Raw genomic sequence first — 24,448 nt, 5'->3', positions numbered from 1 at the left:
TCCTTGCTTCACGCGCTCCGGTTCGCCCGCGCGGACGAGGGCGCGTCGGCGAGTGCCGAGACGACGGGGCACGGCGCGTCCGGGTCGATGCACTCGACCGCGAGCAGACTCTGGACGGCGGCGCGCGTGCGGCGCAGGTCGTCGATGCGACTGTCGAGATCTCTCAGCTTCGCCTCGGCGACCGCGGCGACATCCGCTCGACTCACGGTGCCGCGTCGCGCCTGCGCCGAGTAGCCCGCGAACTCGGCGAGCTCGGCGAGGGTGAAGCCGAGCTCCTGCCCGCGACGCAGGAACCTCACGTAGCGCAGCGACTCCTCGTCGTAGTCGCGATAGCCGGTCCCCGTGCGGTCGGGCTCGGGGAGCACGCTGCAGCGCTCGTAATAGCGGATGGTCGACACCTTGACTCCGGCGCGACGGGAGAGCTCTGCGATCCGCATCGTCCCAACCTAGGCCGCTACCCCGGCGAGCGCGCCCGCCCGGCGCTGCCTCGCGCGCACGGCGACGGCTGCACCCTGGACGAGGGCCCACGCGAGCTCGAGGACGAGCATGACGGCGACGAGGGGCGAGGCCCCCGCGGCGAGCGCGCTCAGCATGCCGATCGAGAAGAAGACGCGGGCGCCGATGTCGGCGGTCCCCGCGGCGAACGACGGACGGACGAGGCGGAGGATCGACCAGACGACGACGAGCCCGCCCATCAGATTCGCGAACATGACGGCGTAGACATCGCCCGAATCGGGCGTCGTGCCCGGCAATCCGAGCTGATCGTGCAGCGCCGCGAGCGCATCGAAGAGCCACCGGGCCGTGAACGGGAGCGCGAAGAGGGACGTCACGACGAGGTCGTAGACGGCGGATGCCCGGACGATCCTGATGAGCTGTGCGTGGGTCATGCCACCGATCGTGGAGCCTGCACCCGGGTGCAGAGTCAAGTCGGGCCCGCCCAGTGGAGTTCACAGCAGCACCATGCGCAGGAATGGAGATGGCCCCCGGTGAACCGGGGGCCATCTCCATTTCGTGCGCGAGGGGGGAGTTGAACCCCCACGCCCTTTCGGGCACTGGCACCTGAAGCCAGCGCGTCTGCCTATTCCGCCACTCGCGCGAACCGCGGCTTCCGAAGCCGCCGCGGATCAACCTCCCGAGGATATCACGGAGACACGGACCACCCGAATCGAACGACAGCCGTCCACGGGCATCCCAGCCACGTTGACTAGCATGTACGCACCGGCCCGCCTGCCTGAGGAGTCTTGTGGGACTACTTGACAGCTTCGAGAAGGGTCTCGAGCGCGCAGTGAACAGCGCGTTCGCGAAGACCTTCCGCAGCGGCATTCAACCTGTCGAGATCGCTTCCGCCCTTCGGAGCGAGCTCGACAAGAAGGCCGCTGTCGTCAGCCGCGACCGCATTCTGGCGCCCAACTCGTTCACGGTGCGCCTCTCGCCCGCCGACGACGACAAGATGGCGTCGCTCGGCTCGGCGTTGGGCCACGAGCTCGACACGCTCGTGCAGAAGCACGCGAAGGCGCAGGGGTACTCGTTCGCGGGCCCCGTGACGATCTCGCTCGAGCGCGACGACCAGCTCTCGACGGGAACGCTCCGCGTCGACTCCGCGTCGGCGGAGGGCCGCGTGTCGTGGCGCGGCGTCGTCGACATCGCGGGGACGCGGCATCCACTCGTCAAAGCGCGCACCGTCATCGGCCGCGGAAGCGACGCCGACATCACGATCGCCGACGCGGGCACCAGCAGGCGGCACGTCGAGATACTGTGGGACGGCTCGCGCGCGATGGTGCGCGACATGAACTCGACCAACGGCACACTTCTCGATGGGCGCAAGGTGAGCGAGGCGGCGCTCGCGCCCGACTCGACCGTCACGATCGGCCGCACAGACATCGTCTTCCACGTCATCGCACAGGCCGCGCCGTCGCTGCCTCCCAAGCCGCCACTGCCGTCCGATGTCACGCGCGCGTTCGACATCCGCGAAGGAGGGCCCCTGCCGTGAGCGAGCTGACGCTCCTCCTCCTGCGCATCGGCTTCCTCGTGCTGCTGTGGGCCTTCGTGTTCGCGGTCGTCTATTCGCTGCGGGCCGACCTCTTCGGGGTCAAGGTGCGGCGCATGCCCGAGCCGCAGGCTGCGGCGACGCCCGCTCCTGCACCGGCCCGGGCGACGGCATCCGGCCCCGCTCCTGCTCCCGCGGCGCCCGTGAAGGGCGGCAAGGCGACCACCGCGACCGCGTCGCGCATCGTCATCACGAGCGGACCCAAGGCGGGCCTCGAGCTGCCGCTCGGCACCGAGCCCCTCACGATCGGCCGCTCGAGCGAGTCGGGTCTCGTGATCCGCGACGACTACACCTCGAGCCACCACGCGCGCCTGCTGCTGTGGGGCGACCAGTGGATGCTGCAGGACCTCGACTCGACCAACGGCACGTGGCACGACGGTGTCCGCGTCACGACTCCCGTCCCGATCGTCGTCGGCGCACCCATCAAGGTGGGCGCCACGACCTTCGAAATGCGGAAGTAGCGGCGGTCCACCGGCATATGGTCTTCCAGGGCTCGAGCGTCGCGATCTCGCACACCGGCAAGGTGCGCTCCAACAATCAGGACTCCGGCTATGCCGGATCGAACCTGTTCGCCGTCGCCGACGGCATGGGAGGGCACGCGGGCGGCGACGTCGCCTCGAGCCTCGCGATCGCACGCCTGCAGCTGCTCGACCAGCCATACGACGCGACGTCGCAGGCCGAGCGGGCGCTGCGCGAGGCCATCTCGGATGCCGCCGGCGAGCTGAGCGACACGGTCCGCATCCGGCCCGAGCTCGCGGGCATGGGCACGACGGTCAGCGCGCTCGTGATGGTCGACCAGTACGCCGTCATCGCCCACATCGGCGACTCGCGGATCTACCTCTACCGCGACGAGACGCTGACCCAGATCACGACCGACCACACCTTCGTGCAGCGCCTCGTCGACTCGGGACGCATCACTCCGGAAGAGGCGCGCTACCACCCGCGGCGGTCCGTCCTGATGCGCGTGCTCGGCGACATGGACACCGATCCCGAGGTCGACACGTTCATCATGCCGACGCAGCCGGGTGACCGGTGGCTGCTGTGCTCCGACGGCCTCTCCGGCGTCGTCGACGAGCCGCACATGCAGAAGGCGCTCGCGCAGGGGCTCCCGCCGGGCCGCACGGCCGACAATCTGCTGCGGCAGGCGCTCGACGGCGGGGCGCCCGACAACGTCACGATCGTCCTCGTGGATGTCGGGGGGCAGCATCCGCTCTTCTCGGGAACCCCCACGATCGTGGGGTCCGCCTCGAATCCGCTCGGCATCGAGGTGCCGGCGGCCCGCTCCGGCCGCGGCAATTGGCTGCACCCCGTGCGGCAGGCCGCGAACGAGCCGTCGCACTTCGAGCCGGCCGCCGAGTTCCTCGAGGAGCTCATCGAAGAGGACCGACGGCGCAGCCGCCGTCGCCGGATCGGCTGGATCGTCGGCGTCGCGCTCGCCCTCCTGCTGCTCTCGGCCGCGATCGGACTCGCCTACCAGTGGACGCAGACCCGCTACTTCGTGGGCTCTGACGAGGACACCGTCGTGATCTACCAGGGCATCCAGCAGGATCTCGGGCCGATCTCTCTCTCGACGCCCTACCAGGACACCGGCATCCCGCTCGACGACCTCTCGGAGTTCGCACGGGCGACGGTGGAGCAGACGATCCCCGCGTCGTCGCTGCAGCACGCGCAGCGGATCGTCGCGAGTCTCGCCGATTCGACGGGGACGAGCGGATGACGCCTGCCGATTCGAACGCCACGAGCCCCGTGAACGCGGTCAACGCCGACACGAGCGTCGTCCGCGCGCTCGGGCGCATCCGGGTTCCGCAGACGCAGCGCAACCGCGAGCTCGCGCTGCTGATCTTCGCGTTCACGATCAACGCCGGCGCGGTCGCCCTCGTCCAGCTCGGTGCGACGGACGCGATCGACTGGCTCTTCCTCGTGTACTGCGGCGGGCTCACGGCGCTCGTTCTCGCCCTGCACATCGTGCTGCGCCTGCGGGCGAGGGATGCCGATCCCTTCGTCGTGCCGATCGCGACGCTGTTGACGGGCCTCGGCATCGCGATGATCTACCGCATCGACATCGCGGTCGAGCTGCACGGGTGGGACGCCGCCTCGACGCGCCAGCTGGCGTGGACGGCCATCGCGGTCGTCGGCGCCGTGCTCGTCGTGGTCTTCCTGCGCAATTACCGCGTGCTCTTCCGCTACACCTACATCGCGGGCCTCGTCGGCATCCTGCTGCTGCTGCTGCCGATCATTCCGGGGCTCGGCGCGGACGCCAACGCCGACGTGTGGGTCGACCTCGGCATCTTCTCGTTCCAGCCCGGTGAGCTCGCGAAGATCGCCCTCGGCATCTTCTTCGCCGGCTACCTCGTGCGCACGCGTGAGTCGCTCAGCTCGGTCGGCACGCGCTTCCTCGGTATGACGTGGCCGCGCGCGCGTGAGCTGGGGCCGCTCCTGGTCATCTGGCTCGTCTCGCTCGCGATCATCGTCCTGCAGCGCGACCTGGGCACGGGCCTGCTCATCTTCGGCATGTTCGTCGCGATGCTCTACGTCGCGACCGGCAAGACGAGCTGGGTCGTCATCGGCGTCGGCCTCGCTTTCGTGGGCGCCTTCCTCGCGTCGCGCGTGCTGCCGTACGTGCAGGGCCGGTTCCAGAACTGGCTCGACGCCTTCAACCCCGACGTCATCGAGGCGACGGGCGGCAGCTATCAGCTCGTGCAGGGCATCTTCGGCCTCGCGCAGGGCGGGCTCGTCGGCACGGGCCTCGGCCAGGGCCGCCCCTACATCACGCCGCTCTCCCAGAGCGACTACATCCTGCCGAGCCTCGGCGAAGAGCTGGGCCTCATCGGGGTCTTCGCGATCCTGTGCCTGTACATGGTGTTCGCGAGCCGCGGCATCCGCATCGGCCTCGCGGGACAGGACGACTTCGGCAAGCTCCTCGCGACGGGTCTCTCGTTCACGATCGCGCTGCAGGTGTTCATCATGGTCGGAGGCGTCACCCGCGTCATCCCGCTCACGGGACTCACGACCCCGTTCCTCGCAGCCGGCGGATCGTCGCTCGTCGCGAACTGGATCATCGTCGCGCTGCTCCTGCGCATCTCGGACGCCGTGCGCAGCCGACCGCGGGTGGTGATCGGGTGACGAAAGCCCTTCGATACGGCCGCTTCCCGGCCTGCTCAGGAACCGGTTCGTTCCTCACTCCGACGAGGTGCAGCCTGTGACGAAAGAGCTCCGCCGCCTCAGCATCGTGATGCTCGCGATGTTCCTCGCGCTGTTCGTCTCGACGAGCTGGATCCAGGTCGTCCAGGCCGAGACGCTCGCCGAGAATCCGCGCAACACCCGCGCCCTGTACGACTCGTACCAGGTGCAGCGCGGCTCGATCATCGCGAGCGGCGCCGCGATCGCGACATCCGTCCCCTCGGACGACGTGTACTCGTGGCAGCGCACCTACACCGACGCACCGATGTGGAGCCAGGTGACGGGCTGGATCAACCCCGCGCTCGGCTCGGCGCGGGGCATCGAGCTCGACATGAACCAGGAGCTCAGCGGCACCGCGGGTTCGCAGTTCCTCGCGCGCATCGAGCAGATCGTGACGGGTCAGCCCCAGCGCGGATCCAACGTCGTCCTGTCGCTGGATGCCGCGACGCAGCGCGCCGCGTTCGAGGCGCTCGGCGACCTGCAGGGCGCCGTCATCGCGATCGAGCCGTCCACGGGCCGTGTCCTCGCGATGGTCTCGAGCCCGACGTTCGACACCAACCTGCTCGCGTCGCACAGCGCACGCGAGGCGAACGCCTACTACGACGGTCTCGACGCCGACCCGTCGCATCCGCTCTTCAACCGCACGATCGGCGGAGACCTCAACCCGCCGGGATCGACGTTCAAGCTCGTCGTCGCCTCGGCGGCCCTCGCCTCCGGCGACTACACGCCCCAATCGGCTCTGCCCAACCCCGCCTCGTACACGCTGCCGCAGTCGAGCAACGTCGTCTTCAACTCGACGGGTGGCGCGTGCGGCCCCGGCGAGACGGTCACGATCGCCGACGCGCTGCGGTTCAGCTGCAACATCCCGTTCGCAGAGCTCGCCGTCCAACTGGGCGATGCCGCGATCCGCGACGAGGCCGAGAAGTACGGCTTCAACCAGTCGTTCGAGCTGCCGCTCGTCTCGACGCCCTCGAGCTACCCGCGCGCACTCGACGACCCGCAGACGGCGCTGACGGGATTCGGCCAGGGCCAGGTCACCGCCACGCCGCTGCAGATGGCGATGGTCTCGGCGGGCATCGCCAACGGAGGAGTGGTCATGAACCCACGAATGGTCGACAGCGTCCTGGCACCGGATCTCTCGGTTCAGCAGACGTTCGAGAGCACCGAGTTCAGGCGAGCGCTCGACGCGGATCTGGCCGCCGAGATGGTCGCGATGATGGTCGCGAATGTCAGTGACGGCGCCGCATCGGGTGCAAGAATAGACGGCGTCGAGGTGGCCGGTAAGACCGGGACCGCCGAGAACGGCGACAGTCAGCCGTTCACGTTGTGGTTCACAGGCTTCGCTCCGGCGGAGAACCCGGACGTCGCGGTTGCGGTCGTCGTCGAGAACGGCGGCGGACAGGGTCAGACGGGCAGCGGCAACACGATCGCGGCGCCGATTGCGAAGAAGGTCATGGAGGCGGTGCTGGGACGATGAGACCGACGCAGGGTGCGACTTTCGGCGGACGCTACGAACTGGATTCCCGGATCGCCATCGGCGGCATGGGCGAGGTCTGGGAGGCCACCGACCACGTCATCGGCCGGACGGTCGCGATCAAGATCCTCAAAGACGAGTACATGGGCGACCCCGGGTTCCTCGAGCGCTTCCGCGCCGAGGCCCGCCACGCGGCACTCGTCAACCACGAGGGCATCGCGAGCGTCTTCGACTACGGCGAGGAGAACGGCTCCGCCTTCCTCGTGATGGAGCTCGTGCCGGGCGAAGCCCTCTCCACGATCCTCGAGCGCGACGGGCAGCTGTCGACCGACAAGACCCTCGATATCGTCGCCCAGACCTCTGCGGCGCTCCAGGCCGCCCACTCCGCGGGCCTCGTGCACCGCGACATCAAGCCGGGCAACCTGCTCATCACGCCCGACGGCCGCGTCAAGATCACCGACTTCGGCATCGCGCGCATCGCCGACCAGGTGCCGCTCACGGCGACCGGCCAGGTCATGGGAACGGTGCAGTACCTGTCGCCCGAGCAGGCGTCCGGCCACCCGGCCTCGCCCGCGACCGACACGTACTCGCTCGGCATCGTCGCCTACGAGTCCCTCGCCGGCAAGCGCCCCTTCACGGGCGAGTCGCAGGTCGCGATCGCGATGGCCCAGATCAATGAGCAGCCGCCGCCGCTGCCGCCGACCGTCGCGTCCCCCGTGCAGAACCTCGTCATGGCGATGATCGCCAAGAAGCCCGAGGAGCGTCCCGGAACGGCATCGGCCGTCGCGCGCGCCGCGACGGCGCTTCGCAGAGGGGATGTCGCGGCCGCCGCCGCCGCTGTGCCCGCGATCGCGACGGGAGCTGCACCCGTCGACGACGTGACGCAGCTTCTCGGCGCGACCGACACGTCGACCGCCACGCGTCTGCTGCCAGAGGCTGTGCCGGGCGGCGTCGAAGAGGGCGAGAAGCGCAAGCGCAGCCCGTGGACGTGGCCTCTCATCGCGCTCATCGTGCTCCTCCTGCTCGTGCTCGGCGGAACGCTGTGGGCGATCTTCGCGAACAACGAGGACGATCCCGAGCCGTCCTCGTCTTCGACCCCGTCGGAGTCGCGCACCTCGGCGACGCCGACGCCGTCGGCGACGCGCATCGACATCGACGCGCTCGCGCTCGACGGCATGAACTGCGACGAGGCGAGCACGAAGGCCAAGGCCGCGGGCGTCGAGTCCGTCACCTGCACGCCCGGCGACGCCGCCCCTTCGGCCGACCAGGCCGGCCTCGTCTACCGCATCGCCCCGACCGGGAGCATCGAGCCGACGCAGCTGCTGACGCTGACCTTCTACTCCGACCAGACCCCGCTGAGCGCGCCCGGCGCGCCGCGGCTCTCGTCGCCCGTCACGGTGGGCTCGAGCGTCACGGTCGCATGGGACGGGTACTCGTGCCCGTCGGGAGCCGGTTCGCCGAGTTCCTACAACTTCACCGCGACGCGGGGCCAGTTCGCCAACGGCCAGTCGACGAGCTCGTTCCCCGGAGACGCGCGGTCGGCGCCGCTCACCGTCACGGGCGCCGAAGGCGAGACGGTCATCGTCACGTACACGGTGGACTGCACAGGCAACAACGAGAAGCGCACGTCGCCGGCATCGCCCGAGGCGAACGCCCAGATCGCCGGAGCGGCCACCCCCGCACCGGAGGCCACGACCACCGGCAGCGACTGAGGGGTCGCGGCGGGGTCGGCTAGGCTGGCTCTGCCACACCCAGGGAGTGATCGTTGACAGCTGAGCCGCGCGTTCTTTCTGGGCGCTACCGCGTCGACGAGCCGATCGGCCGTGGTGGCATGGCGAGCGTCTACAAGGGCTACGACCTGACGCTCGGCCGGGTCGTGGCGATCAAGGTGCTCAAGCGCGACCTCGCGAACGACAACACGTTCCGCACACGGTTCCGCCTCGAGGCACAGGCCGCGTCGCGCATGTCGCACCCCACGATCGTGCGCGTCTACGACGCCGGCGAAGACAGCGAGATGGCGCCGGACGGCACCGTCAGCCCCGTGCCGTTCATCGTCATGGAGCTCGTCCAGGGGTCGCTCCTCAAGGACGTGATCTCCGAGGGTCCGGTCCCCGTCGCGGACGCGATCCGCTACGTCGACGGCATCCTCGAGGCGCTCGAGTACTCCCACCGCGCCGGCGTCGTGCACCGCGACATCAAACCCGGCAACGTCATGGTCACCCCCGCAGGGCAGATCAAGGTCATGGACTTCGGCATCGCCCGCGCCGTCTCCGACTCCTCCTCGACCGTCGCCGAGACGACGCAGATCCTCGGTACGGCCGCCTACTTCTCTCCCGAGCAGGCCAAGGGCGAGCCTGTCGACGCGCGCGCCGACCTCTACTCGGCCGGTGTCGTGCTCTACGAGCTGCTGTCCGGCCGTCAGCCGTTCCGCGGCGAGTCGCCCGTCGCCGTCGCCTACCAGCACGTGAGCGAGACGCCGGTGGCGCCGTCCGAGATCAACGCGTCGGTTCCGCGCGCCCTCGACGCGATCGCGTTGCGCGCCCTCGCCAAGGACCCCTTCCAGCGCTATCAGGATGCCGCGTCCTTCCGCGAGGCGCTCGACGCGACGATCGACGGGAAGTCCCCGTCGAAGCGGCAGGTGGGCGCCCTCACGAGCGAGCTCTACGGACCGAATCCGCGCCAGGCGGCAGAGACGGCACGGTCGCTGCGTCAGCTCAGCACCGACACGACGATGAAGCGCACGCAGGCCGGCCCTCCGGTCGCGTGGATCTGGGCGGGCGTCGCGGTGCTCGCGGTGCTGCTCATCTCAGTCTTCTTCTGGGTCACGACGATCCGTCCCGGCACGCAGGTGCCGAGCAACGCGCGGATCGTGCCGGACGTCACCGACATGGGCTACGACCGCGCGAATTCGATACTCGAAGAGGAGGACCTGCTCGCGTACCGCGTCGACGAGCCGAGCAGCGAGATCGCGGAAGGCAACGTCATCCGCACGGATCCCGAAGCGGGCACCTCGGTGGCGCCGGGACAGCAGGTGCGGGTCTACGTCTCGGAGGGACAGGAGATGGTCGTCGTCCCCACTCTGCAGGGATTGGGTGAGGATGCCGCGCGCTCGGCGCTCGAGACGGCGAAGCTGGCCGCGGGCTCGGTGACGCCGCGCAACGATCCCGGCCTCGCGGCCGGCACTGTCCTGTCGTCGACACCCGCCGCCGGCACGGAGGTCGCGGTCGGGACTGTCGTGAACCTCGTTGTCGCGACGGGCATGGTCACGATCGTGGATTACGCGGGCTACACCGTCGAAGCCGCGCAGCGCGAGCTGTCGGATCCGTCGATCGGCCTCGAAGTCGTCACGGCGGAAGACACGACGTGTCCCGCGACCGACCCGCAGACGGTCAAACAGCAGTCGCTGCCGCCGGGCGACGTGCCCGTCCACTCGACGATCACGCTGACCTTCTGCTCCGGCACCTGACGCCCGACCACGGTCGCTGAGCTCGCCGAAGCGTCGAAGCCGAGCTACCGGTGAGGAGTCAGCGCGGCGCCGCGGGCAGCGGCATCCGTCATCCCCGTGCTCTCGAGCCAATTGCCGAGCAGTCGGTGCCCGCCCTGCGTCAGCACCGCTTCAGGGTGGAACTGCACACCCTCGATGGGCAGCGAGCGATGCCGCAGTCCCATGATGACGCCGCTGTCGGTCCAGCTCGTCACGGTGAGCGCCGCGGGCACCGACGCGGGCACGACGGCCAGCGAGTGGTACCGCGTCGCGGTGAAAGGGTCGGGGAGCCCGGCATAGAGCGGATCGCCGCCGTGGTGCACCGACGACGTCATGCCGTGCATGAGCTCGGACGCATGATCCACCGTCGCGCCGAAGGCGACGGCGATCGCCTGGTGTCCGAGGCACACGCCGAGCAGCGGGATGCCGCGCTCCGCCGCCGCGTGGACGACGGGGATCGACGCTCCCGCGTTCTCGGGCGTTCCGGGACCCGGAGACAGCAGCACGCTTTTGCAGCCTGCCAGGAGGCGCGGGACGTCGCCCGGTGCGATCGCATCTGCCTCCACGAGCCGCGTGCGAGCGCCGAGCTCGTGCAGGTAGCCGACCAGGGTGTGGACGAAGCTGTCGTGGTTGTCGACGACCAGGACAGCGCCGTCGGTCATTCGACCGTCACTTCCTGGGGCACGACGAAGCTGCCGACCCAGGGGAAGACGTAGACGAAGAGCCCGTACAGCACGGCGGCCGCGAGGATCGCTAGGATGATGACGCGCAGCCACCAGGGACCGGGGATGATGCGCCAGAGTGCCGCGTACATCAGGCGACCCCTCCCGTCAGTGAAGCGGGCGCCCCCGCCGAGCGGGGCGTGAAGTTCTCGAAGACGCTGTAGGCGACGATGCGCTCGGCCATGGAGTACATGGGACTGCAGCTCGTCATCGTGAGATACCGGTCGTTCGCGGCGACGCCCGTCTCCTGCGGAACAGGGAGGATCACCTCGACGGCGCTCGGCTCGACGTACTCGAGCGTGCGGAAGCGGTAGGTGTACCACCCGTCAGGCGTCTCGACGACGATGGCGTCCCCCACTCGGAGCTCGGCGATCCGGTTGAAGGGCTTGCCCCACGTCGTACGGTGCGCCGCGACGGCGAAGTTGCCCTCTTCGCCCGGCATCTGGGTGCCGGGGTAATGGCCGATGCCGATGGGGTCGAGGGTGTTGGCGCGTGTCACGCCGCCCGCGACATTGATGTTGTACTCAGGCCCGAAGCGCGGGATGTGCATCGTCGCGAACGTCTGGGCGTCGTCGGGCTGCGGCAGGATGATCGGCTCCGCCGTCGTGTCGGCGGGCGCGGGGGTCTCGGTCACCTCGGGCGAGGCGGCGATCTGCTCTTCGTACTCGCGCTGCCACTCATCACTCTGGGCGTCGGCCTGCTGCGTGCGCTCGGCGCCGTAGATGACGTCGCCGATCCACAGCTGCCACGCCACGAAGAGGAGCGTGACGACGCCCAGCGTGATGAGGATCTCGCCGAGGACGCCGACGACGGAAGGGCGTCGCGCGTGCTGTGCGCGCCGACGTGTGCGGGCTCGCGAAGCATCCGCCTCGCCGGCCGGCTGCGCCGATTGCGCCGCGTCATCCACAGAGGGATTCTAGGTCAGGGGCTGGGCACGAGGCTGACGGTAGACTGGGCGCTATGGCACGTTCTGGCAAAGACGAGGATCTCGTCGAACGCAGCGAGGGCGAAGCGGCCCCCAACCCCGTCTGGTTCAAGCCCGTGATGATCGGGCTCATGCTGGTCGGTCTGGTGTGGGTGCTCGTGTTCTACCTGAGCGGCATGGCATATCCGATTCCGGGCATCGGTGCTTGGAACCTCGTGATCGGCTTCGGCATCGCCTTCATCGGCTTCCTCATGACGACAAGGTGGCGCTGACCCGCAGCACCACCTCCGACTTCCGGCCGAGACGCACATGTTGCGTCTCGGCCGCTTTCTTTGGCGGGTGTGACACTAATTACACGCGTGTGATTCATCCCCACCTGTGGATGAACCTGTGGATAACTTCCCGCTACGCGGGAAGTTATCCGTCTCGATACGGCGCTGCGCGCCTACTCGACGACCGGTTTCGATAGAACGTGCTTCGCACGGACCGTCAGTACAGGAGCGGCGGGATCGCGAGCAGGGCGATGCAGCCGACCGCCACGCCGACGAGCAGCCAGATCTGCAGCGCGCGCTGGGAGCGCTGGCGCGTGCGGGCGTAGATGAATCCGACGAGTCCGCCGACGAGCAGTCCGCCGAGATGCGCCTGCCACGAGACGGCGATTGCGTCGAGCGCATCGGCGAACGAGCCGCGCCCGATGCTCGAGATGAGCGCGACGGCGAACGGCCACAGGAAGTTGATGCCGATGACGATCGCGATCATGCGGATGTTGGCGCCGATGTGCCGGCCGATCACGAGCAGGGCCCCGAAGAGGCCGAAGATCGCGCCGGAGGCGCCGACGACCCACACGCCCGGGGCGAGGAGCGCGACGGCGACGGAGCCGCCGAGCCCGGCGAGGAAGTAGAGCACGAGGTATCGCCAGTGGCCGAGGAGCGGCTCGAGGCTGCGTCCGATGTAGAACACCGCGAGCATGTTCAGCGCCATGTGGAAGAAGCTTCCGTGCACGAAGAGCACGGTGATGAGCCGCCACGGCTGCATCGGCACGGGACCGCCCGGCCACACGAAGTAGCTGTTGAAGGCGAGCCAGTTCTCGACGATCGTGCCGAAGCCCGGAATGAGCTGCAGGACGTAGACGACGGCCGTCACGAGGATGATGCCGTACGTGACGAGCGGCCGGGAATCGGTCGCGAACGCCATCGGCTGCGACCGGGACCACCGACGCTCGGCCTTGCGCTGGACTTCCGTCTGCGCTTTCTGCTGGTCCTTGATGCACTCAGGGCAGATGACGCCGACGGCGCCCTGCGTCTGGCATTCGGGGCAGATCGTGCGCAGGCATCGCTGGCAGAGCACGAAGCTCACGCGATCGGGATGCCGGTAGCAGAAGTTGTCGCTGTTGCGGCGGAACGCGTCGGTGGTCACGGGCGAGGGAGAGGGTGCCCGCGTCAGGCCGCGACGATGTCGATCGACTCGAGGACGACAGGCTCGATCGGACGGTCTCCGGCACCCGTCGGCACCTGGGCGATCGCGTCGACGACAGCGCGGGAGGCGGCATCCGCAACCTCGCCGAAGATCGTGTGCTTGCCTTGGAGCCACGGGGTCGGGTCGGTCGTGATGAAGAACTGCGAGCCGTTCGTGCCCTCGGGCTTGCCCGTGATGGCGTTGCGACGCAGGCCGGCGTTGGCCATCGCGAGGATGTACGGCTTCTGGAAGTCGAGCTCGGGGTGGATCTCGTCGTTGAACGTGTACCCCGGTCCGCCCGTGCCCTGACCGAGCGGGTCGCCGCCCTGGATCATGAAGTTGGGGATGATGCGGTGGAAGACGACGTCCTTGTAGAGCGGGCCCTCGCCGGCCTGACCCGTCGCCGGGTTCTTCCACTCACCGGTGCCGTCGGCGAGGCCGGTGAAGTTACCGACCGTGCGGGGCGCGTGGTCCCCGAAGAGGTTGACGACGATGTCGCCGTGGTTGGTGTGCAGGGTCGCGACCGCGGTAGGGGTGGGCATGTGTACATTCTCGCAGAGTTCCTTGCAACCCCTCTCGTGTGAGGCCCCGTCTGGCAATATGGTCAACACCACATCCCCCATCGACAGGGAGGGCCCCGTGAGCCTCAGCCGCAAGCGCAAGAAGGAACTCCACAAGCTTCAGGACCAGGCGTCGCGCCTGTGGGAGGCCCAGCAGGTCCTCGTGAGCGACGCCGCCGACATCGCGCGCGAAGCGCGTCGGCAGGCCGGCAACTACGGCCGTGAGCAGATCGTGCCCCAGGCGCGCGACACGTACGGGAAGTACGCCGCGCCGTACGTCGACCGCGGCGTGGCCGTCTCCAAGCACGTCGTGAACGACAAGGTCGTTCCCGCTGCGGGTGCCGTCGTCGGCTCCGCGCTCTCGGTGTGGGATGCCGCCAACGAGACGCGCGCGAAGCTCTCGGGCGGCCGCATCCCGCTGCCCGCGATCATCGAGCCGCCCAAGCGCGGAATCGGCGCAGGCGGCATCATCGCGATCATCTTCGGTGTGGCCGCGGCCCTCGGCGTCGCGTACGCCGCATGGCAGACGCTGCGCGCCGACGACGAGCTCTGGGTCGCGGACGACCCGCTCCGCGCACCCGACGCGTGACGGACGATCCGACAGCGCGCGTCAGAGAGGCGGCATCCGCTCGCGATCTGAACGTCGAGATCCGCGAGCGGCCCGCCGCGAAGAGTCTGCCCGAAGCAGCGGAGCTGCTCGGCATCGCCCCCGCGGGCATCGTCAAGACGCTCGTGGTCAAGCGCAGCGACGACACGTATCTGTTCGCGCTCGTCCCGGGCGACCGGGCGATCTCGTGGCCGAAGCTGCGCGCTGTCGTCGGCGTCAACAAGCTGCAGCTGCCGGATCCCGAGCGCGCGCTGGCCGCGACCGGCTACGAGCGCGGCACGATCGTGCCGATCGGCAGCGCGACCGAGTGGCCCGTCTTCGCGGACGAGCGCATCGTCGGCGAGCGCATCGCGATGGGTGCCGGCGCGCACGGGTACAGCCTGTTCGTGCAGGCCGACGACCTCATCGCCTCGTTCGGCGCGACGGTCGCCGACATCTCGCAGCCGATCGAGTAGCCCGCCGGGCGAGGCATCCCGTCCCCGTCAGCGCAGCCCCGCCATCGACAGCGCGATGTCGACGAGCTTGACGCGATGCAGGTCGTCGATCGCGGGCAGCGGAAACCAGTCAGCGCGATCCGTCGTGCCACCGACCTCGTGCCGAAGCCGACCGCCCTTGACGGTCGCGCGGTAGACGATCCGCAGCGTGTGCAGGGGACTCGTCGACCCGTCGGGGATGCGATGGGCGGGCGGGATGACGCGCGAATGGATGCCGAGGAGCTCGCCGATCTCGACCCGATAGCCCGTCTCCTCGAAGACTTCGCGGCGCGCCGCGTATTCGGGGTCCTCCCCCGCTTCGAGACCGCCGCCGGGCATCGTCCAGGCGGCCTTGCGGCCTTCGTTCCAGTGGGCGAGCAGCACCCGCCGGTCGTCATCGACCACGACGGCGTACGCAGCGACGCGCAGATCCATGCTTCACCCTAAACCGGGCGGGCACAGACCGAAGAACGAAGAAGCCGGCTCCCTGAGGGAACCGGCTTCTTCATCCTGGTGGAGCCTAGGAGTCCCCGGCTCCCTCCACGCGCCGCTTCGCGTCGCGCGGAGCCTCTGAGCCGTGGGCCCGCCGAACGACGGCTTCGCCGCCAGTTCGAATCGCAGTGCCCGATAATCGGAAGAAGCCGGCCCCTAGCGGGACCGGCTTCTTCCGATGGTGGAGCCTAGGAGATTCGAACTCCTGACATCCTGCTTGCAAAGCAGGCGCTCTACCAACTGAGCTAAGGCCCCTGAATGGGTGGTGAGTGGGGGTACCAGGACTTGAACCTGGGACCTCTTCATTATCAGTGAAGCGCTCTAACCGCCTGAGCTATACCCCCGATTGTGCGACGCTTTCGCGTCGGCAACCTTGAAGACTTTACCTGACGCACGCCGAATTCTCGAATCGAGGCCGGCGCGCGGCATCCGTCCGCGTCAGTTGCTCGTGAACCCGACGAGCAGTCCGCCCGTGATCTTGACCGCGAGGTTGTAGATGCCCGCGATGACCGCGCCGAGCACCGTGACGACGACGAGGTTGAGGATCGCGACGATCGCACCGACCGCCATGACCTGCGGGAGGCCTACGAACTGGCTCAGGGTGACGCCGCCGTCCGAGAAGCTCTGGAAGAACTCGTCGACGCGCGAGATGAGGCCCGTCGCCTGCACGACCATGAAGATCATGAAGAAGGACACGACCGTGACGATGGCGATCGCGACTGCCGCGAGGAACGACAGTTTCACCGCCGACCAGAAGTCGATGTAGACCAGACGCAGGCGGACCTGCTTGGCGCTGCTCTTGTGGCTCGACTTCTTGGCGAGCTTGTCGGCTACGGTGCTCATGCGTCAGTACTCTCCTGGGGGATCTCGGCGGAGGCCTCGGGAGCCGGGGACTCCTGGTCCTCGGCGGCCTCTGCATCGGCCAATCCGCGCTCGCCGTTGCGCGCGATCGCGATGATGCGATCGTCGTCGTCGGGGCGGGCGAAGACGACACCCATGGTGTCGCGGCCCCTGGCGGGCACCTCGGCCACGGCAGAGCGTACCACCTTGCCGCTGGCAAGAACCACCAAGACCTCGTCGTCCTCGGCGGCGATGAGGCCGCCCGCGAGGTCGCCGCGATCGTCGTTGAGCTTGGCCACCTTGATGCCGATTCCACCGCGCGTCTGGCCGCGATACTGGGCGACTTCGGTGCGCTTGGCCCAGCCTCCCTCCGTCACGACGAAGACGAATCCGTCGTCGCGGACGAACGATGCGGAGAGCAGGCTGTCGTGACCGCGGAAGGACATTCCCTTCACGCCCTCGGTCGAACGACCCATCGGGCGCAGGGCCTCATCCGTCGCGGTGAAGCGGAGCGACATCCCGTGCCGGCTGATGAGCAGCAGGTCGTCACCCTCGTCGACGAGCAGCGCGCTGACGACTTCGTCGTCCTCGCGGAGGCGGATGGCGATGACGCCGCCCTGGCGGTTCGTGTCGTACTCGGTGAGCCGCGTCTTCTTGACGAGGCCGCTGCGCGTCGCGAGCACGAGATACGTCGCGACCCGGTAGTCGCGGATGTCGAGGATCTGCGCGATCTCCTCGCCCGGCTGCAGCGCCAGGAGGTTCGCGACATGCTGGCCCTTGGCGTCGCGGCCCGCTTCGGGGACCCGATAGGTCTTCTCGCGGTAGACGCGCCCCTTCGTCGTGAAGAAGAGCAGCCAGTGGTGCGTCGTCGTGACGAAGAAGTGCTCGACGACGTCGTCGGCGCGCAGCTGCGCACCCTTGACGCCCTTGCCGCCGCGGTGCTGCGAACGGTAGTTGTCGCTGCGCGTGCGCTTGATGTAGCCCTCGCGCGTGACGGTGACGACCATCTCCTCTTCGGGGATGAGGTCCTCGTCGGTCATGTCGCCGTCGAAGCCGAACACGATGTCGGTGCGCCGTTCGTCGCCGAACTTGTCGACGATGCCGGTGAGCTCGTCGCGCACGATCGTGCGCTGGCGCTCCGGCGTCGCGAGGATGTCGTGGTAGTCGGCGATCTGCGCCTCGAGCTCGGTCGCCTCGTCGATGATCTTCTGACGCTCGAGCGCCGCAAGGCGGCGGAGCTGCATCGACAGGATGGCGTCGGCCTGGATGTCGTCGATCTCGAGGAGCGCCTTGAGTCCTTCGCGGGCCTCTTCGACGGTCGGCGAGCGACGGATGAGCGCGATGACCTCGTCGAGGGCGTCGAGCGCCTTGAGGTACGCACGCAGGATGTGCATGCGCTCTTCGGCCTTGCGCAGGCGGAAGCGCGTGCGGCGCACGATGACCTCGATCTGGTGATCCACCCAGTTCGAGATGAAGCCGTCGAGCGCCAGCGTGCGGGGCACGCCGTCGACGATCGCGAGCATGTTCGCGCCGAAGTTCTCCTGCAGCTGCGTGTGCTTGTACAGGTTGTTGAGAACGACCTTGGCGACGGCATCCCGCTTCAGAACGATCACGAGGCGCTGACCCGTGCGTCCCGACGTCTCGTCGCGGATGTCGGCGATGCCCGAGATCTTGCCTTCGCGCGCGAGGTCGGCGATCTTCAGCGCGAGGTTGTCGGGGTTGACCTGGTACGGCAGCTCGGTGATCACGAGGCACGTGCGGCCCTGGATCTCGGCGATCTCGACGACGGCGCGCATCGTGATCGAGCCGCGTCCCGTGCGGTACGCCTCGTGGATGCCTCGGGTGCCGAGGATCTGCGCGCCGGTCGGGAAGTCCGGGCCCTTGATGCGCTGCATGAGCGCGTCGAGCAGCTCTTCGCGCGTCGCGTCGGGGTGCTCGAGCGCCCACAGTGCGCCCTCGGCGACTTCGCGCAGGTTGTGCGGCGGGATGTTGGTCGCCATGCCGACCGCGATGCCGACCGAGCCGTTGACGAGCAGGTTCGGGAACCGCGCCGGCATGACCGACGGCTCCTGCGTCTGGCCGTCGTAGTTGTCCTGGAAGTCGACGGTCTCTTCTTCGATGTCGCGCACCATCTCGAGCGCGAGGGGAGCCATCTTGGTCTCGGTGTAACGCGGGGCTGCGGCGCCCATGTTGCCCGGCGAGCCGAAGTTGCCCTGACCGAGCGCGAGCGGGTAGCGCAGCGCCCACGGCTGCACGAGACGCACAAGGGTGTCGTAGATCGCGGTGTCGCCGTGCGGGTGGTACTGACCCATCACCTCGCCGACGACGCGAGCGCACTTCGAGAACGCCTTGTCGGGACGGTAGCCGCCGTCGTACATCGCGTAGATGACGCGGCGGTGCACGGGCTTGAGGCCGTCGCGCACGTCGGGCAGCGCGCGGCCGATGATGACGGCCATCGCGTAGTCGAGATAGCTGCGCTGCATCTCGCCCTGCAGGTCGACCTGCTCGATGTGGCCGTGATTGTGATCGGATGCCGCGGTGGTGGTGCTGTCGTCAGCCATGCGTTTCTCTTCCGTTGGTCCGGTTCGTCTCGCTTCGCCCGCTCAGCGACCGGATGCCGGTCGCGAGCGCGCGCGAAGCCACTAGATGTCGAGGAACCGGACGTCCTTCGCGTTCTTCTGGATGAACTGGCGGCGCGACTCGACGTCTTCGCCCATGAGAGTCGTGAAGATCGTGTCGGCGGCGACCGCATCATCGATCGTGACCTGACGCAGCGTGCGCGTCGTGGGGTCCATCGTGGTCTCCCACAGCTCTTTGTCGTTCATCTCGCCGAGGCCCTTGTAGCGCTGGATCCCGTTCTCCTTCGGGATGCGCTTGCCGTTCGCGAGGCCGTCTGCGAGCAGCGCGTCGCGCTCGAGGTCGCTGTAGACGTACTCGTGCGCCGAGTTCGACCACTTGAGGCGATACAGCGGGGGCATCGCGAGGTAGACGTAGCCGGCCTCGATGAACCCGCGCATGTAGCGGAAGAGCATCGTGAGCAGCAGCGTCGTGATGTGCTGGCCGTCGACGTCGGCATCCGCCATCAGCACGATCTTGTGATATCGCGCCTTCTCGACGTTGAAGTCCTCGCCGATGCCGGCTCCGAAGGCGGCGATCATGGCCTGGATCTCGTTGTTGCCCAGAGCGCGGTCGAGGCGCGCGCGCTCGACGTTGAGGATCTTGCCGCGCAGGGCCAGGATGGCCTGGGTGTGCGGGTCGCGACCCTGCACCGCGGATCCGCCGGCCGAGTCGCCCTCGACGAGGAAGATCTCGCTGATCGACGGATCCTTCGACGTGCAGTCCTTGAGCTTGTCGGGCATCGAGGCGCTCTCGAAGACGCTCTTGCGGCGCGCCGTCTCGCGGGCCTTGCGGGCGGCGAGCCGCGCGGTCGCCGCGTCGATCGCCTTGCGCACGACGAGCTTGGCCTGCGCGGGATTGCGCTCGAACCAGTCGCCGAGCTTGTCGCCGACGACCTTCTGCACATAGGCCTTCGCCTCGGTGTTGCCGAGCTTGGTCTTGGTCTGACCCTCGAACTGGGGCTCGGAGAGCTTGACCGAGAGGACGGCGGTGAGGCCCTCGCGCACGTCGTCGCCCGAGAGGTTCTCGTCCTTCTCCTTGAGCAGGTTGTTCGCGCGGGCGTACTTGTTGACGAGCGTCGTGAGTGCTGCGCGGAAGCCTTCCTCGTGCGTTCCGCCCTCGTGCGTGTTGATCGTGTTCGCGTAGGTGAAGACATTCTCGGTGTAGCTCGTCGTCCACTGCATCGCGAGCTCGAGCGCGATGTGCCGCTCAGTGTCCTCTGACTCGACCTCGATGATCTGGTCGTTGACGACGTCGGCGTGACGCGTCTTGTTGAGGTACTCGACGTAGTCGACAAGACCCCGCTCGTACAGATACACGTCGCTCGGCTGCGACAGCACGATCGCGCCGTCCTCCTCCGACTCGACGGCCTCGCTGGGGCGCTGGTCGATGAGGTCGATGCGCAGCCCCTTGTTGAGGAACGCCATCTGCTGGAACCGGGTGCGGAGCGTCTCGTACTCGAACGAGACGGTCTCGAAGATCGTGGGATCCGGCCAGAACGTGATCGTCGTGCCGGTCTCGTCGCTCGCCTCGCCGCGCTCGAGCGGGGCGAGCGGCACTCCGCCGTCGCTGAACGACTGCCGCCACGCGTGACCCTGGCGCCTGACCTCGACTTCGAGGCGCGTCGAGAGGGCGTTGACGACTGACGAGCCGACGCCGTGCAGGCCGCCGGACACGGCGTAGCCGCCACCGCCGAACTTGCCGCCGGCGTGCAGGACCGTCAGCACGACCTCGACGGTCGACTTGCCTTCCGTCTTGTGCATGTCGACCGGGATGCCGCGGCCGTTGTCGACGACGCGCACGGCGCCGTCCGGCAGGATCGTGACCTCGATGAGGTCGCAGAATCCTGCGAGAGCCTCATCGACGGAGTTGTCGACGATCTCGTAGACGAGGTGGTGGAGTCCGCGCGGACCCGTCGACCCGATGTACATGCCGGGACGCTTGCGGACCGCCTCGAGTCCCTCGAGCACCTGGATGGCATCGGCGCCGTAGTCGCTGAGCGGCTTTCCTGGCGCGGTCGATCCGGGTTCCCCGGCAGCGTTTTCGGGATTCACAGACGTCATATCTTCTCGAGCGCTCCAGATCGGTCGTCGGGGATCGGTTCCAGTCTACCAAGACGAGGCCTCGTAACGACGCCTGAACGGCCCTGTGGCGCGCTGAAATGAGCGCGGACAGTCCCGGAGGTGGGTTACCCGTAGGTATCGCGCGGACCGCGCCCTGGAATGGCTCTGGGACCCCATTTCCACGAGGGGACGTCCGGCCCGATGAAGCGGATGGCCTCGACACCTGCTTCGGGGAACCTGCGGACGATCTCGGAGAGGATCTGCACGCGCATGAGCTGGAGCTGCTTCGCCCATGCCGTGGAGTCGGCCTGCACCGTGAGGATGCCGTCGGCGAAAGCGACCGGCTTCGTGTGGCCTGCGGTGTCTGCGCCCGCCACCTCGTTCCAGCTGCGCACGACGTCCTCGCGGGCGAGCTGGGGATTCCAGCCCGCGTCCCGCGTGAGGGCGGAGAGCACGTCGCCGAGTCCGTGCGGGTCGCGCCCCGGCATGAACGGCGCGTGCTCGTCGTCGTCGCTCGGCCGGCGGCGGCGCTTGCGGAACGACCGTGCCGAAGGCTCGAGACCCCGCAGCCTGAGATACGTCGCGATCGTCTCGGGGAGATCGCCGGAGTCTCCTGTGAACGTCGAGCGGATGACGGATGCCGCGTCCCGCGGGTCGGCCGGGTCAGGCATCCGTCGCCTCCACGATCCGGCCCGCCTCGACGCGCACGACGCGCGCACGCAGGCCTGGAGGGACATCCTGCTCGACGGCGGCCGTCACGACGACCTGCTCGTAGCCCGCGACGAGGTCGGCGAGCCGCGTGCGGCGATCGGTGTCGAGCTCGGCGAAGACGTCGTCGAGGATGACGACCGGATCCCCGAGGCGGGAGTCGGCGCGGAGCAGCTCGGCGGAGGCGATCCGTAACGCGAGGGCGACCGACCACGACTCGCCGTGCGACGCATACCCCTTGACGGGAAGCCCGCGCACGCGCAGGACGAGATCGTCGCGATGGGGACCCACGAGCGTGAGTCCGCGATCGAGCTCGGCGGCGCGCCGGTCGGCGAGTGCCGCGCGGAAGAGATCGTCGATGCGCACGGGGGACGCGGCATCCGTCTCGGAATCCTTCGCCTGCCGCAGCGCAGCCCCCTCTTCGGGATCGCCGCCCGTCACCGAGAGGGCCCACGCCAGTTCGGGCTGGTGGTCGGCGCCGGCGATGGCCGCGTACGCGTCGGCGAGCGGCGTGGAGAGCTCGTCGGCAAGGGCGAGACGCGCCTCGATCACCTGCGTGCCGAGTGCGACGAGCTTCTCGTCCCACACGTCGAGCGTCGAGAGCGCGTCTCCGCGGATTCCCCGCGCGCGCGCCGACTTGAGCAGCGCCGTGCGCTGCCTGACGACCCGGTCGTAGTCGCCCAGCACGGCGCTCATGCGCGGTGAGCGCTGCACGAGAAGCTGATCCGCGAAGCGGCGACGCGCGGACGGATCGCCACGGACGATCTGCAGGTCTTCCGGAGCGAAGAGCACGACCTGCGCGTAGCGCGGCAGCTCGCTCATCTTGACGGCCGAGCCGTTGACCCGGGCTTTGTTCGACCCCTGACGATTGACCTGCGCCTCGAGCAGCACCCGCCGCTCGCCGTGCGCGAGCCGCGCCCGCAGGATGGCGGCTTCGGCACCGTCGCGCACCATCGGGGCGTCCGACGAGACGCGATGCGAGCCGAGCGTCGCGAAGAAGGCGATCGCCTCGGCGAGGTTCGTCTTGCCCTGACCGTTCCGTCCGATGAAGACGTTCGGACCGGGACCCAGCGCGACCTCGGCGACCGCGTAGTTGCGGAAGTCGACGAGACTCAGCTGCTCCACGATCACGAATCAAACCTAGTTCGCAGCCCCGACGTTTCGGCCGGGGCGGTCAGCGCCGCGGTGCCGCTCAGCGCAGGAGGAGGTTGGGCTGGAGCAGGTACTTGAAGCTCTGCTCGCCGCCCTTCTCGACCGAGGTCTGCGGCGTGATGAGGACGGGGCTGAGCTTGTTCGCGTTGTCGCTCGAGGTGAACGTGACACGGGCGAACTCGCTGCGGACCGCCGACAGCGCCTCGAGGAGGTACTGCGGGTTGAGGCCCAGCGTGACGTCGTCGCCGACGAGCGTCGCATCCACAGACTCGGAGGCGCGCGCCTGTTCAGTGCCCGACGCATCCATCGACACGCCCTCGGGCGTGAAGGTGAACCGCAGCGGGGCGGAGCGGTCCAGTACGAGCGAGACGCGACGCACCGCCTCGGACAGGTCGGCCGTGTTCAGGACCGCCTGGTGCTCGGTCTGCGCGGGGAACAGCCGACGCACCGGAGGGAAGTTGCCCTTGATGAGCAGCGACGTGACCGTCTTGTTGCCCGCCGTGAACGCGATGATCTCGCGATCGCCCGAGCCCGAGAACGTGATCGAGATCTGCCCGCTGTGCGCGAAGGTCTTGCCGACCTCTGTGAGCGTGCGCGCCGGCACGAGCGCCGTCGTCGGCTCGTCGGAGGCTGTCGTGCCGCCGTCCCACGGGATCTCGCGCAGCGCAACGCGGTAGCGGTCGGTGGCGACGAGGCTCAGCTGCGTGCCCGAGACCTCGAGCTGCACGCCCGTGAGCACGGGGGTGACGTCGTCGCGCGATGCCGCGAAGGCGACCTGCGCGATGGCGGTGGCGAAGTCCTCGGCCGGGACGAGCCCGGAGTCGCCCGTGACCTCGGGGATCGCCGGGTACTCCTGCACCGGCATCGAGGCGAGCGTGAAGCGCGCGGAGCCGCAGGTCAGCACGATGCCGCCGTCGTCGTCGACCTCGATCTGGATCGGCGCGTTCGGCAGCCGGCTCGCGATGTCCGAGAGGAGGCGGCCGTGCACGAGGATCGTGCCGGGCTCGTCGACGGTCGCTTCGATCGTCGTGCGGGCCGAGGCTTCGTAGTCGAATGCCGCGAGCGACAGTCCGGCCGCGCTGGCCTCGATCAGCACGCCGGCGAGAATCGGCTGCGGGTTGCGCTGGGGCAGCAGTTTGACGACGAACGAAACCGCCTCGCTGAAGACATCGCGATTGACGTGGAACCTCACTGGCGCTCCCTTGTCGTCCTGGGGCTTGGGTTACCCATGCTAGTGCCCTGTTCTGCCCCGACCCCAAGAGGGCCCGTTTCGGCGTCGAGGTGATCGGACGGGGTGTTAATCAGAAGTTCTCTGTCATGTTGTTAACCGCTGTGGAAACTGTGGATAAGTCGGCCGATCACTGTCGACGCATGGGAACTACACGTTTGTGAGTTGTGGAATGCCTGCGGATGAGCGGGATGTCGCGGCTGCACCGAATGACAAGTTCCACATCGCTCCTCCACAGGTCATGGCCCGACGGCCAACACTTCTCCGCAGGAGATTCGAGTTATCCACAGGTTTTCCACACTGTGAAGAACGGGCATTTTGGCCCCGTGCACAGGCAGTGTCAAGCGCTGACCGCGGCATATGACGGCACATGGCCGCCGGCCGACGAAGGCGGGAGGCGGCATCCGATCGCCTCATCGGCA

General features: G+C 68.5%; 24 protein-coding genes and 3 tRNA genes. 10 read left to right on the top strand and 17 right to left on the bottom strand.

What is annotated here, in order from left to right:
* Nucleotides 1-8: 8 nt before the first annotated feature.
* From MJ607_RS12735 to MJ607_RS12725, 3 genes are all read right to left on the bottom strand, one after another.
* The gene (locus tag MJ607_RS12735) at nt 9-437 is read right to left on the bottom strand and encodes a MerR family transcriptional regulator (protein ID WP_243075966.1); all 429 of its coding nucleotides are present in this window, start codon (nt 435-437) and stop codon (nt 9-11) included.
* A 9-nt stretch (nt 438-446) separates the two neighbouring features.
* Nucleotides 447-887, bottom strand: a complete 441-nt coding sequence (locus MJ607_RS12730; protein WP_243075965.1) for a hypothetical protein — start codon at nt 885-887, stop codon at nt 447-449.
* 125 nt (nt 888-1,012) lie between these two features.
* A tRNA-Leu gene (locus MJ607_RS12725) sits at nt 1,013-1,096 on the bottom strand.
* A 147-nt stretch (nt 1,097-1,243) separates the two neighbouring features.
* Between MJ607_RS12725 and MJ607_RS12720 the strand changes: the two genes are divergently transcribed.
* The 7 genes from MJ607_RS12720 to pknB all read left to right on the top strand — a co-directional run bounded on the left by MJ607_RS12720 (nt 1,244) and on the right by pknB (nt 10,167).
* Nucleotides 1,244-1,990, top strand: coding sequence for a DUF3662 and FHA domain-containing protein (locus MJ607_RS12720; RefSeq protein ID WP_243075964.1), 747 nt, complete (start codon nt 1,244-1,246; stop codon nt 1,988-1,990).
* Complete coding sequence (locus tag MJ607_RS12715) at nt 1,987-2,508, top strand: FHA domain-containing protein (protein WP_243075963.1); 522 nt, start codon at nt 1,987-1,989, stop codon at nt 2,506-2,508. Before MJ607_RS12720 ends, MJ607_RS12715 begins: the two co-directional genes overlap by 4 nt.
* A 17-nt stretch (nt 2,509-2,525) precedes the next feature.
* A complete protein-coding gene (locus MJ607_RS12710; protein WP_243075962.1) occupies nt 2,526-3,764 on the top strand; it encodes a PP2C family serine/threonine-protein phosphatase in 1,239 nt (412 codons plus the stop codon).
* Nucleotides 3,761-5,170: an FtsW/RodA/SpoVE family cell cycle protein gene (locus MJ607_RS12705; protein ID WP_243075961.1), complete on the top strand. Its 1,410-nt coding sequence runs from the start codon at nt 3,761-3,763 to the stop codon at nt 5,168-5,170. Before MJ607_RS12710 ends, MJ607_RS12705 begins: the two co-directional genes overlap by 4 nt.
* A 76-nt stretch (nt 5,171-5,246) precedes the next feature.
* Complete coding sequence (locus MJ607_RS12700) at nt 5,247-6,704, top strand: penicillin-binding protein 2 (protein WP_243075960.1); 1,458 nt, start codon at nt 5,247-5,249, stop codon at nt 6,702-6,704.
* Nucleotides 6,701-8,413, top strand: coding sequence for a serine/threonine-protein kinase (locus MJ607_RS12695; RefSeq protein ID WP_243075959.1), 1,713 nt, complete (start codon nt 6,701-6,703; stop codon nt 8,411-8,413). The genes MJ607_RS12700 and MJ607_RS12695 overlap by 4 nt, the downstream gene beginning before the upstream one ends.
* Before the next feature lie 53 nt (nt 8,414-8,466).
* A complete protein-coding gene (pknB, locus tag MJ607_RS12690; RefSeq protein ID WP_279234639.1) occupies nt 8,467-10,167 on the top strand; it encodes a Stk1 family PASTA domain-containing Ser/Thr kinase in 1,701 nt (566 codons plus the stop codon).
* A 44-nt stretch (nt 10,168-10,211) separates the two neighbouring features.
* On the opposite strand, the gene MJ607_RS12685 is transcribed toward pknB, so the two are convergent.
* Genes MJ607_RS12685 through MJ607_RS12675 form a run of 3 tightly spaced genes read right to left on the bottom strand, consistent with a single transcriptional unit; the run spans nt 10,212 to nt 11,814 of the window.
* Nucleotides 10,212-10,847, bottom strand: coding sequence for an aminodeoxychorismate/anthranilate synthase component II (locus tag MJ607_RS12685; RefSeq protein ID WP_243075958.1), 636 nt, complete (start codon nt 10,845-10,847; stop codon nt 10,212-10,214).
* Nucleotides 10,844-10,999: a hypothetical protein gene (locus MJ607_RS12680; protein WP_243075957.1), complete on the bottom strand. Its 156-nt coding sequence runs from the start codon at nt 10,997-10,999 to the stop codon at nt 10,844-10,846. The genes MJ607_RS12685 and MJ607_RS12680 overlap by 4 nt, the downstream gene beginning before the upstream one ends.
* Nucleotides 10,999-11,814 (bottom strand): class E sortase, encoded by an 816-nt coding sequence (locus MJ607_RS12675; protein WP_243075956.1) that lies wholly within the window; start codon nt 11,812-11,814, stop codon nt 10,999-11,001. Before MJ607_RS12675 ends, MJ607_RS12680 begins: the two co-directional genes overlap by 1 nt.
* A 53-nt stretch (nt 11,815-11,867) precedes the next feature.
* Here MJ607_RS12675 and MJ607_RS12670 point away from each other — a divergent pair, with 53 nt between their 5' ends.
* Nucleotides 11,868-12,104, top strand: a complete 237-nt coding sequence (locus tag MJ607_RS12670) for a cell division protein CrgA (protein WP_243075955.1) — start codon at nt 11,868-11,870, stop codon at nt 12,102-12,104.
* A gap of 217 nt (nt 12,105-12,321) precedes the next feature.
* Here MJ607_RS12670 and MJ607_RS12665 read toward each other — a convergent pair whose 3' ends face one another.
* Together MJ607_RS12665 and MJ607_RS12660 are read right to left on the bottom strand one after the other, a co-directional pair.
* Nucleotides 12,322-13,248: a rhomboid family intramembrane serine protease gene (locus MJ607_RS12665; RefSeq protein WP_243075954.1), complete on the bottom strand. Its 927-nt coding sequence runs from the start codon at nt 13,246-13,248 to the stop codon at nt 12,322-12,324.
* 23 nt (nt 13,249-13,271) lie between these two features.
* The gene (locus tag MJ607_RS12660; RefSeq protein WP_243075953.1) at nt 13,272-13,829 is read right to left on the bottom strand and encodes a peptidylprolyl isomerase; all 558 of its coding nucleotides are present in this window, start codon (nt 13,827-13,829) and stop codon (nt 13,272-13,274) included.
* Nucleotides 13,830-13,926: 97 nt separating this feature from the next.
* Between MJ607_RS12660 and MJ607_RS12655 the strand changes: the two genes are divergently transcribed.
* Nucleotides 13,927-14,436, top strand: coding sequence for a DNA helicase (locus MJ607_RS12655; protein WP_243075952.1), 510 nt, complete (start codon nt 13,927-13,929; stop codon nt 14,434-14,436).
* The gene (locus MJ607_RS12650; protein WP_243075951.1) at nt 14,433-14,909 is read left to right on the top strand and encodes an aminoacyl-tRNA deacylase; all 477 of its coding nucleotides are present in this window, start codon (nt 14,433-14,435) and stop codon (nt 14,907-14,909) included. The genes MJ607_RS12655 and MJ607_RS12650 overlap by 4 nt, the downstream gene beginning before the upstream one ends.
* Before the next feature lie 27 nt (nt 14,910-14,936).
* On the opposite strand, the gene MJ607_RS12645 is transcribed toward MJ607_RS12650, so the two are convergent.
* The 9 genes from MJ607_RS12645 to dnaN form a co-directional block, all read right to left on the bottom strand.
* The gene (locus tag MJ607_RS12645; RefSeq protein ID WP_243075950.1) at nt 14,937-15,362 is read right to left on the bottom strand and encodes an NUDIX hydrolase; all 426 of its coding nucleotides are present in this window, start codon (nt 15,360-15,362) and stop codon (nt 14,937-14,939) included.
* A gap of 236 nt (nt 15,363-15,598) precedes the next feature.
* A tRNA-Ala gene (locus tag MJ607_RS12640) sits at nt 15,599-15,674 on the bottom strand.
* A 15-nt stretch (nt 15,675-15,689) separates the two neighbouring features.
* Nucleotides 15,690-15,763, bottom strand: a tRNA-Ile gene (locus MJ607_RS12635).
* Nucleotides 15,764-15,857: 94 nt separating this feature from the next.
* Nucleotides 15,858-16,262: a DUF3566 domain-containing protein gene (locus tag MJ607_RS12630; RefSeq protein WP_243075949.1), complete on the bottom strand. Its 405-nt coding sequence runs from the start codon at nt 16,260-16,262 to the stop codon at nt 15,858-15,860.
* Nucleotides 16,259-18,820 (bottom strand): DNA gyrase subunit A, encoded by a 2,562-nt coding sequence (gene gyrA, locus MJ607_RS12625; RefSeq protein ID WP_243075948.1) that lies wholly within the window; start codon nt 18,818-18,820, stop codon nt 16,259-16,261. The genes MJ607_RS12630 and gyrA overlap by 4 nt, the downstream gene beginning before the upstream one ends.
* Nucleotides 18,821-18,901: 81 nt before the next feature.
* Nucleotides 18,902-20,938 carry a DNA topoisomerase (ATP-hydrolyzing) subunit B gene (gene gyrB, locus MJ607_RS12620; RefSeq protein ID WP_243075947.1) on the bottom strand — a complete coding sequence of 679 codons (2,037 nt, stop codon included), beginning with the start codon at nt 20,936-20,938 and terminating at the stop codon, nt 18,902-18,904.
* A gap of 125 nt (nt 20,939-21,063) precedes the next feature.
* On the bottom strand, nt 21,064-21,609 hold the full coding sequence (locus MJ607_RS12615; protein ID WP_243075946.1) for a DUF721 domain-containing protein: 546 nt from the start codon (nt 21,607-21,609) through the stop codon (nt 21,064-21,066).
* The gene (recF, locus tag MJ607_RS12610) at nt 21,602-22,777 is read right to left on the bottom strand and encodes a DNA replication/repair protein RecF (protein ID WP_243075945.1); all 1,176 of its coding nucleotides are present in this window, start codon (nt 22,775-22,777) and stop codon (nt 21,602-21,604) included. The genes MJ607_RS12615 and recF overlap by 8 nt, the downstream gene beginning before the upstream one ends.
* A 61-nt stretch (nt 22,778-22,838) precedes the next feature.
* Nucleotides 22,839-23,990, bottom strand: a complete 1,152-nt coding sequence (dnaN, locus tag MJ607_RS12605; RefSeq protein WP_243075944.1) for a DNA polymerase III subunit beta — start codon at nt 23,988-23,990, stop codon at nt 22,839-22,841.
* Nucleotides 23,991-24,448 lie beyond the last annotated feature (458 nt).

It is taken from the genome of Microbacterium sp. SS28 (assembly GCF_022761035.1).
In the GTDB taxonomy this organism is placed as follows: domain Bacteria; phylum Actinomycetota; class Actinomycetes; order Actinomycetales; family Microbacteriaceae; genus Microbacterium.
Note: the sequence above shows the minus strand (reverse complement) of the source record. Positions and strands in the feature narration are given on the sequence as shown.

Bases quoted from the DNA above. Each gene is read 5' to 3' on its own strand.
- MJ607_RS12730 (WP_243075965.1), bottom strand. From the start codon at position 887: ATGACCCACGCACAGCTCATCAGGATCGTCCGGGCATCCGCCGTCTAC.
- MJ607_RS12735 (WP_243075966.1), bottom strand. From the start codon at position 437: ATGCGGATCGCAGAGCTCTCCCGTCGCGCCGGAGTCAAGGTGTCGACC.
- MJ607_RS12670 (WP_243075955.1), top strand. From the start codon at position 11,868: ATGGCACGTTCTGGCAAAGACGAGGATCTCGTCGAACGCAGCGAGGGC.
- MJ607_RS12695 (WP_243075959.1), top strand. From the start codon at position 6,701: ATGAGACCGACGCAGGGTGCGACTTTCGGCGGACGCTACGAACTGGAT.
- gyrB (WP_243075947.1), bottom strand. From the start codon at position 20,938: ATGACGTCTGTGAATCCCGAAAACGCTGCCGGGGAACCCGGATCGACC.
- gyrA (WP_243075948.1), bottom strand. From the start codon at position 18,820: ATGGCTGACGACAGCACCACCACCGCGGCATCCGATCACAATCACGGC.
- MJ607_RS12685 (WP_243075958.1), bottom strand. From the start codon at position 10,847: ATGACCGACGGCGCTGTCCTGGTCGTCGACAACCACGACAGCTTCGTC.
- MJ607_RS12645 (WP_243075950.1), bottom strand. From the start codon at position 15,362: ATGGATCTGCGCGTCGCTGCGTACGCCGTCGTGGTCGATGACGACCGG.
- MJ607_RS12615 (WP_243075946.1), bottom strand. From the start codon at position 21,609: ATGCCTGACCCGGCCGACCCGCGGGACGCGGCATCCGTCATCCGCTCG.
- MJ607_RS12680 (WP_243075957.1), bottom strand. From the start codon at position 10,999: ATGTACGCGGCACTCTGGCGCATCATCCCCGGTCCCTGGTGGCTGCGC.
- MJ607_RS12705 (WP_243075961.1), top strand. From the start codon at position 3,761: ATGACGCCTGCCGATTCGAACGCCACGAGCCCCGTGAACGCGGTCAAC.
- MJ607_RS12660 (WP_243075953.1), bottom strand. From the start codon at position 13,829: ATGCCCACCCCTACCGCGGTCGCGACCCTGCACACCAACCACGGCGAC.
- MJ607_RS12630 (WP_243075949.1), bottom strand. From the start codon at position 16,262: ATGAGCACCGTAGCCGACAAGCTCGCCAAGAAGTCGAGCCACAAGAGC.
- MJ607_RS12710 (WP_243075962.1), top strand. From the start codon at position 2,526: ATGGTCTTCCAGGGCTCGAGCGTCGCGATCTCGCACACCGGCAAGGTG.